This window comes from Aeromonas sp. ASNIH4, assembly GCF_002934425.1.
In the GTDB taxonomy this organism is placed as follows: Bacteria; Pseudomonadota; Gammaproteobacteria; order Enterobacterales; family Aeromonadaceae; genus Aeromonas; species Aeromonas hydrophila.
In genome coordinates, this window is record NZ_CP026217.1 from 390,984 (window position 1) to 407,500 (window position 16,517).

Consider the following 16,517-nt stretch of genomic DNA (forward strand, 5'->3'; position numbering starts at 1 on the left):
CTCGGCACGCGGCGGTATGCGGACGATTACGCTGCGCTAATCGTCCCTACATCAAGGCGGTGATTGCGTGTTTTGAGCCTCTACCTCTCTCCATTTTACGCACTGCCAACCGCCATCTTTGCCGTGGTTCGTCGCCGATTCCCCCCGATTTTTTCTGACTTCCACCTGACTTCACCCAGACTTCACACAAGCTCATTTTCCCTTCACAAATCCCCCGTATTTTCTGCCCACTGGTAAATGGGCCCGGCTTGTCACAGGGGTGGCGAGGGGGCGGTTGGCGCGAGGGAGCAAGATGATGAAAGGTTGGATAAAGTGCGGGTTGGCCGGGGCCGTGGTGCTGATGGCGAGTTTCTGGGGTGGCAGCGTGCGGGCTGCGGGGATGTCGCTGACGCAGGTGAGCGGCCCTGTCTATGTTGTTGAAGATAACTACTACGTCAAAGAGAACTCCATGGTCTATTTCGGGGCCAAGGGAGTGACGGTAGTGGGGGCGACCTGGACACCGGATACCGCCCGAGAGCTGCACAAGCTGATCAAACGGGTCAGCCGCAAGCCGGTGCTGGAGGTGATCAACACCAACTATCACACCGACCGGGCAGGCGGTAATGCCTACTGGAAGTCCATCGGCGCCAAGGTGGTGGCGACGCGCCAGACCCGGGATCTGATGAAGAGCGACTGGGCCGAGATTGTCGCCTTTACCCGCAAGGGGCTGCCGGAGTACCCGGATCTGCCGCTGGTGCTGCCCAACGTGGTGCACGATGGTGACTTCACCCTGCAAGAGGGCAAGCTGCACGCCTTCTACGCGGGCCCGGCCCATACGCCGGACGGCATCTTTATCTACTTCCCCGACCAGCAGGTGCTCTATGGCAACTGCATCCTCAAGGAGAAGCTGGGCAACCTGAGCTTTGCCGATGTGAAGGCCTATCCACAGACGCTTGAGCGGCTCAAGGCGATGAAGCTGCCGATCAAGACGGTGGTGGGCGGTCACGACTCGCCACTGCACGGCCCCGAGCTTATCGATCACTACGAGGCGCTGATCAAGGCAGTACCCCAGTCATAAGTCGCCCGGCGGAAGCCGAATGACGTGCTGGACGCACTAGAAGGAGGCGCTCGGCCGGGCGTTTCTGGCAGGGAGGGGCTCCTGCCCCCTGTTTCGGGCTGTTCAAGGGCGGCCCCCTTTCATAAGATGGGCCTCTCTTCACGCAGTTAGCGGGCCTTTCGTGATGCACGCAATTCAAGACGAACAACCCGATTCACTTGGCCGCCTCAAGCAGGCCTTCATCACCGGCATGTGGGCGTCCCTTGCCAGCATCATCATCGGCTTCGCCTTCAAGGTGTGGCTGGCGCAGTGGGTGGCCAAGGGAGATCTGGCGCTGTTCAACAGCGTGGTGGATTTGATCTCGCTGTCCCTCATCCTGATGACCGGCTTTCGCTCCTCCATGGTGGTGAGCTACTCCCAGACCAAGAACGATCGGGACATCATCAATATCTTCCGCTACTTCCTCATCGGCATGGTGCTGCTCACCTGGGGGCTGGTGATCCCCTACATCAAGCACGGGCTCCATATCCGGGCCGAATATCTGCAACTGGTGGGGGTCATCTTCGGGCTGGGGCTCAAGGTCTACTTCACCAATCTGGTGGCCATGTACCGGATGTACGGTATCTCCAACCGGGTCACCTGGCTGGAGCCGCTGGCCAACGGTTTGATGTTTATGGCCTGCTATTTCGGGCTCGGGATGGCTGCGCTCCCTTCGCTCTTCTACGGGCTGACCTTCTCGTCGCTTGCTATCGCCGGTTATATGTATGTTTCGCGCCGCCGAGCCATCGCCACCAAGCCGCTGGCCAAGGTCGAGCTTGGCCCCGAGATGCGCAGCTATGTGAAGAAGAGCTTTACCGCGTCCCTCGAGGCGGGGGCCAGCATCCTGATGATCTACATCACGGTACTGCTCACCATTCGCCACTTCAGCCTCGACGAGCTGGGGGATTTTCAGGTGGTGGTGCGCCCCATCTTCACCTACATGACCACCCTGTTCGTCTTCCCCATCTACCGCTTCGTGCTGCCTGAGCTGGCGGTCAATCTGCGCAGCGGCGATCACCGCCAGATCCGGCTGATCCGGCGCTGGATCTTCCGCCTCAGCGCCATCGTCAGCCTGGTGTTCTTTCTGGTGATGCTGCTGGCGGGCAAGCCGCTGGTGTCGCTGCTGTTTCCGGCCGATTACCTGGGGGCCGTGCCGGTGCTGCTGCACTTCTCCCTCTTCTTTATCTTCATGATGCTCAACGGCTACCAGCTCGCTTACATCAAGGCCCACGGTCACTTTACCCAGAGCCTGTTGATCCGGGCGGTGGGCATAGTGGCGCTGGTGGCGGCCTACTACCTGGTGGCCCGCTTCACCACCAATGTGGTGGCCATTATCGTGGCGCTTGGTCTCGGCTATCTGGTGATGTTCGTGCTCTCCACCCTGGCCGAGCAGCGCATCCTGCGGGCCCTGCCGCCTGTGCTGGCCACCGATTCATAGCAGCCTGCGGTTAGCCGAAAAATAAAAAAACGCCCGTGCGGGCGTTTTTTTATTTGGGGATTAACGGAGCTGGGCTAGTGATTTTTGGACATGTTGCCAGTCATTGAGTAGCAAGCTGCGATTTTCCGGCTTTCTGTTCACAAACATCGGGCTTGGATGGGGGCTGGTAAATATGTTGAGTTGCGGCGCAACGGCTCTGATATGTTTTTCCACTTTCTGCGCTTTTTTGCCGACCAGAACTACGGCTTGAAGGCAAGGCAGTAGTGCAAGCAGTTCGGCCAGTGAATCTATGCCTTGGCGTATGTCCTTTGTCTTGGCTGCCCGGATACGCTGGCCCGAGCCTATATACCAAGGGACGGTATTCCAGAGCAGAATGCGTCGACGGTCTAGATCGATGGCATGTGTTATTTCAAAGACGTTCTTGGCTGTTTCATCCGGATTGTTCATGGAGATAAAGCCGGAATTCTTTGCCTTTGGGCCAGGAGCTTCCAGTAAAAACAGTACCTCTGCCTGTACTCCGGCATCCCAGGGATCGAAGTAGGGAATGGCCGCCTCGGCGCCCATCTTTTCTCGCAGATCCCTGACAAATTGGGTGAGAGCACGTATGTGCGGCTCCTCCAATTGTGCCATCCGCGCCTTTATCGCCGCGTCATCTGCCAACATCTTGGCTATATCCATCCCATCCCCCTGGACTATTCGATGATGTCAGCGTTTCCTACTACGACTGGCCTTTCCTGCCAGAGCCTGTTTTCGGGCGCGCTGCTTCTGGGCTGCCTTGCTGCTGCGGCGGGGCTCGGGCTCGAAGCGGGTCAGATCCGGCTCAAAGCCCGGGAACCACTGCTGGGGCAAGCGGGTGTCGAGCACCGCCTCCACCTTCTCCAGCAGCGGCGCATCTTCCGGGCTGAACAGTGTGATGGCGAGACCCTTGTTGCCGGCGCGACCGGTGCGACCGATGCGGTGCACGTAATCCTCTGCCACAAACGGGAATTCCATATTGATCACGTAGTTGAGATCCGTGATATCGAGGCCGCGGGCCGCCACGTCGGTGGCCACCAATGCCTGCAGGGTGCCGGCGCGAAACTCCAGCAGCACCTTCTCCCGCGCCCCTTGTGACAGGTCACCGTGGAAGGCCAGCGCATTGATGCCCGCCTTGCCGAGCTGCTGGGCCAGCTTGTCGGCCCCCTGGCGGGTGCGGCTGAAGATCAGGGCCGGGGCCCAGCCCTTCACCTTGAGCATGTGTTCGACCAGCGCCAGCTTGCGATCGCCATCCACCGTATAGACCCGCTGCTCCACCTGGGCCGCCGTGGTGTTGCGCGGGGCCACTTCGATAAGTGCCGGGTCACGCAACAACACCTTGCTCAAGGCAAACAGGTTGTCATCGCAGGTGGCCGAAAACAGCAGGGTCTGGCGATCCGCCGGGATCTGTTTCAGCAGCGCCTTGATCTCGTCCATAAAGCCCATGTCGAGCATCCGGTCCGCCTCGTCAAACACCAGGTGGCGCAGCGCGGCCAGACTCAGCGCCCCCTGCCGCAGATGGTCGAGCAGCCGGCCCGGGGTGGCGATCAGGATATCCACCCCGGCTTTCAGCGCCTCCACCTGTGCGGCGATACTCACCCCGCCGTAGACAAGCGTGCTGGTGAGGTCGGTGCCCTTGGCGTAGCGCGTGACGCTCTCATGCACCTGCACCGCCAGTTCGCGGGTCGGCACCAGCACTAGGGCGCGGATGGGGCGGGGGGCATCGTTCTTCGGGTTTTGCAGCAACTGCTCCAGCAGCGGCAGCACGAAGGCGGCGGTCTTGCCGGTGCCGGTCTGGGCACCCGCCATCAGATCGCGCCCCGCCAGAATGACCGGGATGGCGCTGGCCTGCACCGGGGTCGGCGCGGCGTAGCCAAGCTCGGTCAGGGTCTGCTGCAAGCGGGGGGAGAGTGCCAGGTCGGCGAAGGAGGCAATGGACATAAGGGTACCCGTCGGGATGGGCGCGGCCACGCCGCGCTGGAAACAGTCTTGATGGCCGGCATGGTAACAGATAGAGGAAGGCCGGCAGAAGCTGGGTTGTGGGAGTGGGGCTATGAAGGGTAGAGTTCATCAGCAAGCAGTGACAGCCATCAATGATGGTGGCAACAAAAAAGAGGGCCTAAGCCCTCTTTGATCTCTGAATACCAAGCAAGGTTATTTTTGATACTTGGGAGAATGAGGGCCGTAGAGGATGCCATTGGGCATATCGGCGCTCAGCAGCCGGAAGCTGGTGATCCCGGCAATCTCATGTCCCTTGTCGGTAATGGTGTTGGCAATTTGGTTGACTACAGCAACGACCAGCATACCGATCAAGCCACCACCAGAATTGCTCTGCTGTTCTGCGCTGCTGGCACTGGCTTTACCTTCCCACAACAGTTTGCCGGTTCGAAGATCGACCAGACGCGCACTGGCTGTGACTACGGTTTCACTGGACACAACCAGATAGCTGGTGCCGTAGTTCTGGATGTCCAGGTACAGGGCGGTATCGGCACCATAAATCTCGTGCAGCTTCTTGATTGGCAACGCATGAATGTCAGCCGCTTCCGTCACGCCGTTTTGACGGAAAGTTTCATTGGTGACGGCGACAGGCAGCACATAGTAACCAGACTCAGCCAGCGGGAGCGTGATTTGAGATTGCAGGCTTGCCCCGGCTTTGACATCGGGTGAGTGGTTCAACGGGGGCAATACCAGAATGGAGGTCGGTTTGCTCTCTTTGAACGCCGTGTAATCGTAAGAGGGGCGCTGTGCACAACCAGCCAGCAGAAGAGTGGCGAACATCAGTGAGAAGAGGGCGGGCATCTTCATTGGGTAGCCCCTTTTTTGTTGGACATCAGGAAGTTCATGAAGGGAGCCGATTCCGGGAACAGACGTTTTTCGGTCTCAAAATGCTGCCGTGTTTCTGTATCTTTGCCCAGTTGTGCATACAGCATGCCTAAATGGGCATGGAAACCGGGGGGAACGGCCTGTCCTTTGGCACTTGCCTCTTGCTGGTTCTTCTCAAGGGCAGAGATTTGCTCCTCTACGCTGGTTTCGTTGCCTTCCATGTTTTGATAGACAACCTGTTGGTACTGATCCCAGTTGTAGAGAGAACGTGGTGCCTGAGCACACGCAGTCAACAGCATGGCCGCTGCCAGCAAGGTGAATAGCTTGAACTGTTTCATTTTTATTATTCCTACTGCGCCGGATGCCAGGCGCCGGTCTCAATACCGTTCACCAGATTGTTGACTGCTTCGCGGATGGCCAAGTCCAGCACTTTGCCATTCAGAGTTGAGTCATAGCTTGCGGTACCACCGAAACCGATGATCTCTCGATTGGACAGTTCGTATTCACCAGCCCCTTGGGCAGAGAAGACGACTTCGGAGGTGGTGACATTGACAATGTTGAGATTGACCTTGGCATAGGCAATCTGGGATTTGCCGCGACCCAGGATGCCGAACAACTGATGATCCCCGACTTCTTTGCGACCAAATTCAGTGACGTCACCGGTGACCACATAATCAGCCCCTTTGAGGGCTTGAGCCTGTTTCTTGATCCCCGCTTCTGCCTTGATCTCATCCATGTTGTCACGATCGAGCACGCTGAAACGGCCGGTTTGCTGCAGATGGGTGATCAAGACGGTTTTTGCCTGGCTGCCCAGTCGATCCACGCCATCGGAGAAAATGCCGCGCATGTAGCTGGAACGGTTATCAAATTTACCGACGGAGATCGGGCTGCGAGTGCCCTGATAGTGACTTTGGTAGGAGGCAACTTTGGGGACATCCAGAGAACGGGAAGATTCGCTGGCACAGCCAGCCAACAAACTCGTCATCAGGATGAAACCACATGAAACAACGAACTTCTTCATATAAGGTCCCGTTTAATAAGGAAAAAACAGCGTGGGACTCTAGCATGGTTCGCTGCGAAGAAAGTGCCCCGAATGGGGGGCAGGCCAGTTCAATAACTGAGCATTCAGTTAGTTTGTATTGGCAAAGATATGGTGTGACCCGTCAGCGACAGTGAAACACCTCTTCCAGTGCATCTACCACGGCGCGCACCCGGCTGGCTTTTTGCAAGTCGGGGTGGAGCACCAGCCAGATGTCGACCGGATCGCACAGGGTGGGCAGCACGCGCACCAGTTCCGGCTCCTTGTCTGCCAGAAAGGTGGAGAGCAGGGCGATGCCGAGCCCCTGGCGAGCCGCCGCCAGCAACAGCAGCTGGGCGTTGCACTGCAGCACCACGTTGGGCTCGTGCAGCGGCTCCCCGCACAGGCTGTGCCAGTGGCGGGAGACCAGCTCCCTGGCAAACAGCAGCAGGGCGTGCTGGCTGAGAGCGTGGCCGCTCTTGGGCGTGCCGTGGCGGGCCAGATAGTCGCGAGAGGCGTAGAGCCCCATCTCTATGGTGGTGAGGCGCTTGATCACCAGCTCGTCGTTGTCCGGGCGCAGCCCACGGATGGCGAGATCGGCCTCCCGGTAGGCGATGTCGCTGACGCTGACCGCGGTCTGCAGGCTGAGCCGGATGCCGGGGTGGCGCTCGCGCAGCAGGGTGAGAGCGGGCAGCACGAAGGCCTGAGCCAGGGTGTCGGTGGTGGCGATGCGCACCTCGCCGCACAGGCTCTGATCGCCGGCGCTCGCCTTGCGTTCGATGGCCTTGATGGCCTGCTCCATGGCGCTGGCATCCGCCAGCATGGCCTCGCCGAGGGGGCTGAGATCATAGAGCTTGGGGGTGCGGATAAAGAGTTTGGAGCCGAGGTTCTGCTCCAGCGCCGTGATGCGGCGCCCCACGGTGGCCTGATCGACCCCCAGTACGCCGGCGGCGCCGCGCAGGGTGCCCTGCCGTGCCAATGCCAGAAAAAACCGCGCGTCGTCCCAGTTGATCATCGAGCCTCCCACTCAAAGTGCCCCGGCGGGGCGTGCCCATTAGAAGCCAGTGCCGCCGGGATCACAAGGCGAGAGTACCCTTGCCGACATGCAGATAGATGCCACTGACATGCATTATTGAAGCAGGCTGATGCATTTGTGTCGCTGTCGAGGGGTCGCGGCGGGCGCTATCATGACGCCTCTCGTCAGCGGCCTTGCCCGCCCTCATCGGAGCCTTGCATGTCATCATCTTTTTGCGCCGCCGCCCCCTCTGCGGCGGCCACCTCCCATCGCGCCATCCTGCTGTTTCTGCCGCTGGCGCTGATGTCGGCGCTGCTCAACAGCAGCGTGCCCACCCCCCTCTATCCCCATTATCAGCAGGCGCTGGCCCTGAGCGATGTCAGCCTCACCCTCATCTACGGCGGCTATGCGGGCGGGGTGCTGATCTCTCTGTTCGGGGTGGGCAATCTGGCGGGCAGGGTGAGCGATCTGCGCGCCATGATCTTGCCAGCCCTGCTGGCGGTATTGGGGGGCGCCCTGCTGTTCTCTCTGGCGGACTCCTTCTGGTCGCTGTTGCTGGCGCGGGTGTTGGCCGGGATCGGCACCGGCGCCCTGACCGGCGCCGCCAACGTGGCACTGCTGCGCTTCGGTCCACGCGATGGCGGCAAGCGGGCCGCCCTCAGCGCGACCCTCTCCTTCACCGCCGGGCTGGCGCTCGGCCCGGTGTTCAGCGGGTTGGCGCTGCAGCTGGAGTGCTATCCGACCCAACTGCCCTTCCTGCTCATCATGGGGCTGGCGGCCTGCGCCATGGCGGGGGTGGCGTTGAGCTGGCCCGCCCACGCGCAAGGGGCGCCGGCTGCGGCAACGCAGCAGGGCAGGGGATCGCTGGGGGAGGGACTCAAGGCCACCGGGGCGGCCTTCTTTATTTGTGCACTGGCGCTGTTTACCGCCTGGGCGGTGGCGGCCAGCCTCTTGGCCATCGGCCCCAAGGTGGCGAGCCAGCTGCTGGGGCTGCGGGATCTCGGTCTGTTCGGCTATCTCATCGCGGCCTACATGATGCTCTCCGGCCTCTGCCAGCTCTAGGCCCGTCGGCTCGATGCCCGTCACACTCTGCAAAGCGGCGCCCTGGCACTGGCGCTTTGCATGTTGCTGTTTGCCGGCGCCGTGCATGCCCAGTCGTGGTGGCTGGCGGTGCTCGGCTTGCTGGTAGCCGGTTACGCCCAGGGCGCGGTGTTCGTCGGCAGCGCGACCCTGGTCAACCGCATCGCACCGGCCGCCAGCCACGCCCGGCTGGTGTCGCTCTTCTACGTGATCGCCTACGTGGCGAACTGGGTGCCGGTGCTGCTGGGCTGGGTCAGCGATGGCGCCGGTGTGCAGGCGGCGGTGGATCTGCTCACCGTCGGCAGCGTGCTGATCAGCCTGGGGCTGGCCTGGGCGGCCTGGCGCACCCGCTTCGAGCCGGCGGCCGGCTAGCGTGACTCAGTCGGCCAGTACCACCCGCTCGGCCGACAGATGGTGCATCCATTCGCGCAGGATCAGCAGGGCTGCGGCAAAGCGCCGGGTCTTGGGCAGGCTAGTGTGACTCAGTCGGCCAGCACCACCCGCTCGGCCGACAGATGGTGCATCCATTCGCGCAGGATCAAGAGGGCGGCGGCAAAGCGCCGGGTCTTGGGGAGGTTGGCGGCGGCCAGCGGGTCACCCTCCACCATGGCGGCAAACTGGCCGAACAGCTGCTCCAGGCTCTCCCGGCTCAGTTCACGACTGCCGAGCACCTCGGCCAGCGGCAGCGGCGCCTGCAGGGTCACCACCTCATGGGGCGGTACCTCGGCGGCCAGCGGCATCAGCACGTCCTCCACCACCATGATGGCCTGCTCCAGCTCCAGCGCGCTCGGCGGATCCCGGCGAAACGGGCCCGGTGTCATGGCTTCGAGGCCGAAGCCCAAGTCGCGGGTAAAGCGGGTGCCGTCGGCCCGGGTCAGCTGCAGCTGGCTGCTGTGCTCCCCCAGGCTGAGCAGGATGGCGGTCTGGTGGCGGGTCATGGGGTCTCCTTAGTGGCGGTCGCGACTCAGCCTTATCCATACACCCGCCGCGACCGGCTGGCGAGGGCTTTCGGCGCCCCCCATCCGGGGAATACGGCTTGCAATATATGGAAGTAATGGCATTCTGGATGTCTAGATGGTTGTCTTGTCGTTACCTTCAGGAGCTTAGATATGGATATTCGTACCGCCCCCCGTGCGCTTGCGCTCGCCCTGTTGCTGGCCAGCAGCCTTGCCACCGCCAACGAGGCGCTGGTGATCCAGACCGACTTTGGTCTCAAGGATGGCGCCGTCTCGGCCATGAAGGGGGTCGCCTTCGGGGTGGACCGCACCCTGCCGCTCTATGACCTGACCCATGAGATCCCGGCCTACAACATCTGGGAAGCCTCCTACCGCCTCTATCAGACCCTGCAGTACTGGCCCAAGGGGACAGTGTTCGTCAGCGTGGTGGATCCGGGGGTCGGCACCGATCGCAAGTCGGTGGTGCTCAAGACCAAGAGTGGCCATTACATCGTCAGCCCGGACAACGGTACCCTGACCCTGGTGGCGGAGTACTTCGGTATCGACACGGTGCGCCAGATCGACGAGAAGACCAACCGCCTCAAGGGCTCCGAGAAGTCCTACACCTTCCACGGCCGCGACGTCTACGCCTACACCGGCGCCCGGCTCGCCTCCGGTGCCATCAGCTATGAGCAGGTAGGGCCCAAGCTGCCGGCCGAGGTGGTGAAGATCCCCTATCAGCCGGCAGTGGCCGAGCAGGATGGCACCCTCAAGGGCACCATTCCGATCCTGGACGTGCAGTACGGCAACGTCTGGACCAACATCGACGACAGCCTGCTGACCAAGGCGGGGATCAACAAGGGCGACAACGCCTGCATCAAGATCAGCGAAGGGGATGCGCTGAAATACGAGGGCAAGGCTCCTTATGTCAGCAGCTTTGGCGATGTGCCGGAAGGCCAGCCTCTGGTCTACCTCAACAGCCTGCTGCAGGTGTCGGTGGCGCTGAACATGGACAGCTTCGCCGCCAAACATCAGGTGCAATCCGGCGCCAACTGGCATATCAGCCTGAAGAAGTGTTCCTGATAGCGAGCCGAGGTCGCCGGCTGACCGGTACACGGAGATAAAGAGGGCAGGCATCGACGGATGCCTGCCCTCTTGTCATGGTGCCCGCGACAGAGTGGCTGTTGTCAAAACACATATTTGCAAGGTGATATTGATAATGATTGTCATTTAACTGGATAATCACCGACTCCTCAGACCACTCACCCTTTGCACGATGAAAGCCAGCCTCTTACTGGTCAGCCTGCTGATCCTGACCGCCTGCAATGACAACCATAGCCAGACGCCCGTTCCCTCTGTGCCGGTGGTGACACCGCCCGTAGTAGAGCCGCCGGTGGAACCTCCGGTGGTGACGCCACCCACAGAGCCGCCGATTGAACCGGTACCGACCCATACCCGCAGCGAGTTGACCGTGCGGCTTGATGTGACGACCCGCCTGGGGCAGGGGGCCACCCTGCTGCTGCGCCAGGCCGCTACCGGCATCGCGGTGAGCGGAGAGGTGGGGGAGGAGCGCCCCCTGGTCATGACGCTGCCGGCCGGTTTGCTGCTGGATCAGCCGCTGGAGCTGATGGGGCGCGATGGCAGCTATATTCTGCGCGCCGCGACGGCCCGGGTGGCCGAACTCGGCGCCACGGCCCTGTTGGCCCGGCGCGCTGACGCAGCTTCCTTGCGACTGGATGAAGAGGAGACGGCGCTGTTCCTGCTGGCCGACCGCAATGGGGACGGCACCCTCGATCAGGGCGAGTGGGGGCAACTGGCACAGATCCGTCTGCAACAGCAACCGCTCATTCAGGACTATGCGACCCTGTTGCTGGCCCAGCGCCAGCCGGGGGCCGAGCTCAACTATCCGGACAGCTGGCAGATGCTGCTGGCCCTGCGTGCCGATCAGGGGGAGCGCAGCTGGTATCGGCGCAGCAACAGCGGCCCCATCGAGGCGGCAAGGCTGCTGTTCTATCCCGCCCAACCCAGTCAGCCCGACGAGCCGGAGACGGCCGACCTGCTGCGCCTTGATGAGCAGGGTCGGCTGACGAGCGGCACTGACTGGCGTTGCCTGCACGATGTGCGCAGCACTGCCGGGGTCAAGGGCAGCCAGTATTGGCTGCACGCCAGCGGCAGCAGTACGTTGCCGCAGGCCAGCCGTGCCGGGCTGGGGGTGGTGCCGACTGGCTGCGGGCGCAGTGACTGGCGACTGCCTGGCCTGGCCGAATTCGAACGGCTGCTGGCGGCGGACAAGCAGAGTTGGCGCTACCCACACACCTTTGCCCTGGCTGTACCAACCCGGATCTGGCTGCAGGACGGCGCCGGCCGCCCCGCTCTTTACCAGCCCGCCACGGGCAGCTGGCTCGAGGAGGGGGAGGGCAGCGTGCTCTGGTATGCGCTGGCGCCCTATCCGGTACGCCCTTCGGTCATCCGTGACGACAGCATGCCCGACATGGCCGCCCTGCGCGCCCAGTATGCCGGCCCTGCCGCCCAATGGCCGTCGGCCAGGCTTGATGAGGGGGTCGAGTGGCAGGAACTGGGGCCGCTGCCGGCGGTGCCCTTCCCGGCCGACAACCCTTACAGCCGGGCCAAGGTGGTGCTGGGTCAGCAACTGTTCTTCGACAAGCGGCTCTCCCGGGCGCAAGACATCAGCTGTGCCAGCTGCCACGATCCGCAAAAAGGGTGGAGCGACGGGCTGAGCGTCTCGGTGGGCCACCAGGGGCAGAAGGGGACCCGCAACGCCCCCTCCATCCTCAACAGTGCCTTCAGCAGCAGCCAGTTCTGGGATGGCCGGGTCGGCTCGCTGGAGGAACAGTCGCTGCACCCCATCCAGAACCCGGTGGAGATGGCGCTGGATCACGACGAACTGCTGGCGCGTCTGCAGGCCAGCCGCGATTACCCGGCGGCCTTTGCCACGGCGTTCGGTGACGAGGGGATCAGCCTGGAGCGGATTGCCAAGGCGATCGCCACCTTCGAGCGCACCATCATCAGCCGCGACAGCGACTTCGAGCGCTTCGTCCAAGGGGATGGGCAGGCCCTGAGCGACAAGGCGCTGTGGGGGATGCATCTCTATCGCACCGATGGCCGCTGCATGAACTGCCACTCCGGGCCGCTGCTGAGCCAGTACCGGTTCGAGAGCGTGGGGCTGGCCTACTATGGCCGCAATCTGGAGGACCGCGGCCGCTTCTTGCACACCCGCCAAAAGGCGGACATGGGGCGCTTCAAGACCCCCAGCCTGCGGGATGTGGCGTTTACCGCACCTTATATGCACAACGGGGTCTTCCCCATCCTGGCGCAGCGCATCGGCAGTTCCGTGCAGGGGGTGGTGGCCATGTACAACTTCGGGGTGACCAAGTGGAGCAGTGGGGTGGGCTTCCCGACCGGGGTGGCGCAGTACGATCCCTTCTTCCCGCAAGCCTCCGATCATCTGCATGCGCTCGGTCTCTCCAACGACGAGCTGGATGCCATCGGCGAGTTCCTGCGCAGCGTGTCTGCCGAGCCGAGGCGCACTCCGGCCACGGTCGCCGAGCTCGGATTGAGCGGGGTGGCTGACGAGGCGCCGGTGCCTGCCATCGTGATCGATCTGCAGGTGACGCCGGCAGCGCCCCGGCTGGAAGTGGGCCAGACGCTGGCTCTGCAGGCCGGACTGCGGCTCAGCGATGGCACGCTCAATCCGGCGCAGGGCCCCTTGCAGTGGCGCAGCATGACGCCGGAGCAGGTCAGCGTCGACGGCGATGGGGTGCTCCACGCTCTGGCGGTGGGGCCTGCCCGGGTGCAGGTGAGCACGGGCGAGCGGATGCTGGAACTGGCGGTGCAGGTGGTGGATGCCCAGCCTGATTTCAGCCTGGGCTGCCGTCATCCCGAGCTGGCGGCGGGCGAGCTGATCTTCGTCTGTCCCCTGACTCGCGCGGAAGCGGACCGGCTGGCGGTGGCGTACGACGGCAGCGCCAGGGATGAAGATGGGGATTACAACCCCTTCCCCCACGACTATGTGGTGATGAGTCAGGAACGGGCTCGTGACTACTGCCAGCAGCTGGTGGCGCGTGGCCACGATGATTGGCGCCTGCCGGCGGCCAGGGAGCTGACGGCGCTGTTTGCCGCCTATCATCAGCGCGGTGAGGAGCTGAAACTGCTGACGGAGCAGGGCTGGCCGCTCTACAGCCGGCTCTGGAGCAGCGATGCCCCCAACGACGACGGGGAGGCTCCCCTGCTCGATCCGGGCAGCGGCGAGCTCATCACGGATCTGCCACAAGAGGCTCACGGCGTCGCCTGCGTGCGGGCACGTTAAGGAATTCGAGTCATGATCTCGACAAGGGCGCTGCGGCGCCCTTTTCATGGCCGGTCCAGCTGTGTGAGCCTTACTGCCCCTTGAGTGGGGCGGCGGCGGGTTGGAGCCGGATGGGCTGGGGCGGCAGCTCGCGGACGCTGACCACCACCTCATAGCGCTTGTCGGCTTCGGCCGGCGGAATGTTCTTGAACAGCGCCTGGGCCGTGGCCTGAGGATCCTGGCCCAGCTTGCTGGCGTGATAGAGGGGGGCGGGCAACGCCGGCGGGCGCACATCGGGACGACCGGCTGGCGGGGCTGGCTGCTCGCAAGCCTGGGTCGACAGGCTGGCAAGCAGCAGGGTGAGTGCGAGGGGGTAACGTGACATGGGGATGACTCCATCCAGGGAAGATGGCCCATCAAACGCTAGGCGGACCGCTAGCTCAACGGCTTTTACGCTCCCTTTTCACCCTCTTTACAGTCATGACAACGGGCGCCTTGGCGCCCGTTGTGGATCCTGGCAACCGCGGGACTCAGAACTCGTTGGAGAGCGCCTTGTACCCCTTGACCAGGTCGATGTTGGTGTGGGCCACGTCCTCGGAGAACTCGGCGGCATCCACCGACACCCGCGGGATATGGTCCAGATCGCTCTGCTGGTTGATGCGGGTGGTGGAGGGAACGTAGAACTCCGGCGGCAGATCGCAGCCATCCACCACCGAGTTGTGGCGCACCACGGCGCCGTCACCGATGTGGCAGTTGAACAGCACGCTGTTGAAGCCGATGAACACCCGGTTGCCCACTTCGCACGGCCCGTGGACTATGCTGCGGTGGGCGATGGAGGTGTACTCGCCGATGGTGACCGCAGCGCCGGACTTGGAGTGGATGACGACCCCGTCCTGAATGTTGGAGTTGGCGCCGATGACGATGGGCTCCATGTCGCCGCTGGCATCCACCTCGTCGGCGCGGATCACCGCATAGGGGCCGACAAACACGTTCTCCTTGATGATCACCTTGCCACAGATGATGGCTGTCTTGTCGATATAGGCTGACTCGTCGATGACCGGCAGATGGCCGGAGGGATTCTTGCGGATCATGTTACATCCTGTTGAAGAGGAAAGCGGACGGGAAGCAGGCCGGACGTGCGGGCCCGCCGGAGAGTCAGCTTACGCCTCGGTGCCGGGAGGGGAAACCCTTTACTGGTCTGACCCCGACATGGGCCGGCGCCCCGGCAGGGTGTTCCCTCTGGGCAAAATATGGGAGCATGGCCGTTCTCGAGGGCAAAACGGCCCGCTCGACATTATGTGTATAACCCTGGATACCCAAGATGAAGAAGATTGTTGTGCTGCTCGGCATGCTGCTGGCCCCCTGGTTCTCCTCCGCCGTGCAGGCCAAAGGGGAGGCTGGTGAATTTGACTATTACGCCATGGCGCTCTCCTGGTCACCGGAGCATTGCGCCATCAAGCCGGCCGACCGGGACCAATGTTCCCGCCAGTTGGGATTCGTGCTGCACGGGCTCTGGCCCCAGTATCAGCGCGGCTACCCGAGCAGCTGTACCCGCGAGCGGCTGGATCCGGCGATGGAGCAGCAGTTTGCCGGGCTCTATCCCAGCCGTTTTCTCTATCGCCATGAGTGGGAGAAGCACGGTACTTGCTCCGGCTTGAGCCAGCGCGGCTTTCATCAGCTGGCCAGCGACCTGCGCCAGAAAGTGAAGATCCCGGCTGCCTATCAGTCCCCCGCCGAGCCGCTGCGCAAGAGCCGCTTCCAGCTCAAGGCGGATCTGGCCAGTGCCAACGACTGGTTGGCCCCGGACAGCATCACGGTGGCCTGCGCCGACGGTGGCCGCTTCCTGCGGGAGATCTATATCTGCATCAACAAGGAGGGGACGGCAGCCGTCACCTGTTCCGACGAGATGCAAAAGCGCGAGTTGCGCTCCTGCGGTCAGCCGGACTTCCTGCTGCGCAGCGTACGTTGACCACTTATCTTCATCAGGCCCCTCGCGGGCCTGATGTGCAATGAGGGTATGGGAAAGGAGTCTGATCAATGAAGAGCAAGCAAGGATTTTCGGGCGAGGAGCGGGCGCTGCTGCTCGGCGTGAAAGGGGTGGGGCCCACCGTCATCGGGCGGCTTGAACAGCTTGGCTACCACAATCTGGCGCAATTGGCCGAGGCCGACACCGGCCAAATCGTGCAGCTGGTGGCCAGCATGCTGGGCTCGACCTGCTGGCAGAACAGCCCGCAGGCCCGGGCGGCCATCGATGGGGCCATCGCCTTGGCACGCAGCCAGGTCGGCGGCGTCACTCCCGAGTGGCAAGAGGCAGCATCATGACGCTGTTTGCCGAATTGGGGCTGCGCTACCCCATCATTCAGGCCCCCATGGCCGGTGTGCAGGACAGCGAGCTGGCTCTGGCCGTGACTCGGGCCGGCGCGCTGGGCTCATTGCCTGCGGCCATGCTGAGCCTCGCCACCTTGCGCGAAGCGCTGACCCGGCTGGCGACGAGCGGGGAGGGGCCATTCAACATCAACTTCTTCTGTCACCGGCAGGAAGCGCCGGATCCCGCCGCCCAGGCCCGCTGGTTGCAGCGGCTGGCGCCCTACTATGACGAATACGGCGTGCGCGACACGGCCGGAACGGCGGCTCCCAGTCGGGCCCCGTTCAATGCCGAGCATGCCGCCATGGTGGCCGAGTTCAAACCGGCCGTGGTCAGTTTTCATTTCGGACTGCCCGAGCCCGAGTTGCTGGCCAGGGTGAAAGCCAGCGGGGCCAAGGTATTTGCCAGCGCCACCACGGTCGCTGAAGCTCGTTGGCTCGCCGACCA

The 16,517-nt window shown here is 62.9% G+C and carries 17 protein-coding genes and 1 pseudogene (1 of these 18 only partly in view); 8 read left to right on the forward strand and 10 right to left on the reverse strand.

Annotated features, from left to right (window positions below; all coding sequences use genetic code 11):
* Nucleotides 1-292 precede the first annotated feature (292 nt).
* Entirely contained in the window at nt 293-1,057 is a 765-nt protein-coding gene (gene cphA / locus C2U40_RS01845) for a CphA family subclass B2 metallo-beta-lactamase (RefSeq protein ID WP_103828941.1), read from the forward strand.
* Nucleotides 1,058-1,220: 163 nt separating this feature from the next.
* Nucleotides 1,221-2,513, forward strand: a complete 1,293-nt coding sequence (locus C2U40_RS01850) for a lipopolysaccharide biosynthesis protein (RefSeq protein WP_103828942.1) — start codon at nt 1,221-1,223, stop codon at nt 2,511-2,513.
* Between the two features lie 60 nt (nt 2,514-2,573).
* Here the strand turns inward: C2U40_RS01850 and C2U40_RS01855 are convergent, their stop codons facing one another.
* From C2U40_RS01855 to C2U40_RS01880, 6 genes are all read right to left on the reverse strand, one after another.
* A complete protein-coding gene (locus tag C2U40_RS01855) occupies nt 2,574-3,191 on the reverse strand; it encodes a uracil-DNA glycosylase (protein WP_103828943.1) in 618 nt (205 codons plus the stop codon).
* A 27-nt stretch (nt 3,192-3,218) separates the two neighbouring features.
* Entirely contained in the window at nt 3,219-4,469 is a 1,251-nt protein-coding gene (locus C2U40_RS01860) for a DEAD/DEAH box helicase (RefSeq protein ID WP_103828944.1), read from the reverse strand.
* A 213-nt stretch (nt 4,470-4,682) separates the two neighbouring features.
* Nucleotides 4,683-5,333, reverse strand: a complete 651-nt coding sequence (locus C2U40_RS01865) for a DUF799 domain-containing protein (RefSeq protein WP_042065524.1) — start codon at nt 5,331-5,333, stop codon at nt 4,683-4,685.
* Complete coding sequence (locus tag C2U40_RS01870; RefSeq protein WP_017409082.1) at nt 5,330-5,689, reverse strand: DUF4810 domain-containing protein; 360 nt, start codon at nt 5,687-5,689, stop codon at nt 5,330-5,332. The genes C2U40_RS01865 and C2U40_RS01870 overlap by 4 nt, the downstream gene beginning before the upstream one ends.
* 11 nt (nt 5,690-5,700) lie before the next feature.
* On the reverse strand, nt 5,701-6,372 hold the full coding sequence (locus C2U40_RS01875; protein ID WP_039216072.1) for a CsgG/HfaB family protein: 672 nt from the start codon (nt 6,370-6,372) through the stop codon (nt 5,701-5,703).
* A 142-nt stretch (nt 6,373-6,514) separates the two neighbouring features.
* Nucleotides 6,515-7,384, reverse strand: coding sequence for a LysR family transcriptional regulator (locus C2U40_RS01880; RefSeq protein ID WP_017764057.1), 870 nt, complete (start codon nt 7,382-7,384; stop codon nt 6,515-6,517).
* A 219-nt stretch (nt 7,385-7,603) separates the two neighbouring features.
* Here C2U40_RS01880 and C2U40_RS01885 point away from each other — a divergent pair.
* A pseudogene (locus tag C2U40_RS01885) lies at nt 7,604-8,836 on the forward strand (MFS transporter).
* A gap of 6 nt (nt 8,837-8,842) precedes the next feature.
* On the opposite strand, the gene C2U40_RS25975 reads toward C2U40_RS01885, so the two are convergent.
* Both C2U40_RS25975 and C2U40_RS01890 read right to left on the reverse strand, forming a co-directional pair.
* Entirely contained in the window at nt 8,843-8,992 is a 150-nt protein-coding gene (locus C2U40_RS25975; protein WP_158656422.1) for a hypothetical protein, read from the reverse strand.
* The gene (locus C2U40_RS01890; protein WP_103828945.1) at nt 8,947-9,402 is read right to left on the reverse strand and encodes a hypothetical protein; all 456 of its coding nucleotides are present in this window, start codon (nt 9,400-9,402) and stop codon (nt 8,947-8,949) included. Before C2U40_RS01890 ends, C2U40_RS25975 begins: the two co-directional genes overlap by 46 nt.
* 171 nt (nt 9,403-9,573) lie before the next feature.
* Here C2U40_RS01890 and C2U40_RS01895 point away from each other — a divergent pair, with 171 nt between their 5' ends.
* The gene (locus tag C2U40_RS01895) at nt 9,574-10,482 is read left to right on the forward strand and encodes an SAM hydrolase/SAM-dependent halogenase family protein (RefSeq protein ID WP_103828946.1); all 909 of its coding nucleotides are present in this window, start codon (nt 9,574-9,576) and stop codon (nt 10,480-10,482) included.
* A gap of 193 nt (nt 10,483-10,675) precedes the next feature.
* Nucleotides 10,676-13,726: a cytochrome c peroxidase gene (locus C2U40_RS01900; protein WP_103828947.1), complete on the forward strand. Its 3,051-nt coding sequence runs from the start codon at nt 10,676-10,678 to the stop codon at nt 13,724-13,726.
* Nucleotides 13,727-13,796: 70 nt separating this feature from the next.
* Here the strand turns inward: C2U40_RS01900 and C2U40_RS01905 are convergent, their stop codons facing one another.
* Nucleotides 13,797-14,090 carry a hypothetical protein gene (locus tag C2U40_RS01905; protein ID WP_103828948.1) on the reverse strand — a complete coding sequence of 98 codons (294 nt, stop codon included), beginning with the start codon at nt 14,088-14,090 and terminating at the stop codon, nt 13,797-13,799.
* Nucleotides 14,091-14,235: 145 nt separating this feature from the next.
* Nucleotides 14,236-14,796 carry a carbonic anhydrase gene (locus C2U40_RS01910; protein WP_005309014.1) on the reverse strand — a complete coding sequence of 187 codons (561 nt, stop codon included), beginning with the start codon at nt 14,794-14,796 and terminating at the stop codon, nt 14,236-14,238.
* Between the two features lie 230 nt (nt 14,797-15,026).
* Between C2U40_RS01910 and C2U40_RS01915 the strand changes: the two genes are divergently transcribed.
* The 3 genes from C2U40_RS01915 to C2U40_RS01925 all read left to right on the forward strand — a co-directional run.
* Nucleotides 15,027-15,674 (forward strand): ribonuclease T2 family protein, encoded by a 648-nt coding sequence (locus C2U40_RS01915; protein WP_181014940.1) that lies wholly within the window; start codon nt 15,027-15,029, stop codon nt 15,672-15,674.
* A gap of 68 nt (nt 15,675-15,742) precedes the next feature.
* Complete coding sequence (locus tag C2U40_RS01920) at nt 15,743-16,027, forward strand: Pathogenicity locus (protein ID WP_103828949.1); 285 nt, start codon at nt 15,743-15,745, stop codon at nt 16,025-16,027.
* Nucleotides 16,024-16,517: the 5' portion of an NAD(P)H-dependent flavin oxidoreductase gene (locus C2U40_RS01925; RefSeq protein WP_103828950.1), read on the forward strand. 568 nt of this gene lie beyond the right edge of the window; the window shows 494 of its 1,062 coding nt (coding positions 1-494); it begins with the start codon at nt 16,024-16,026; its stop codon lies off the right edge, out of view. Before C2U40_RS01920 ends, C2U40_RS01925 begins: the two co-directional genes overlap by 4 nt.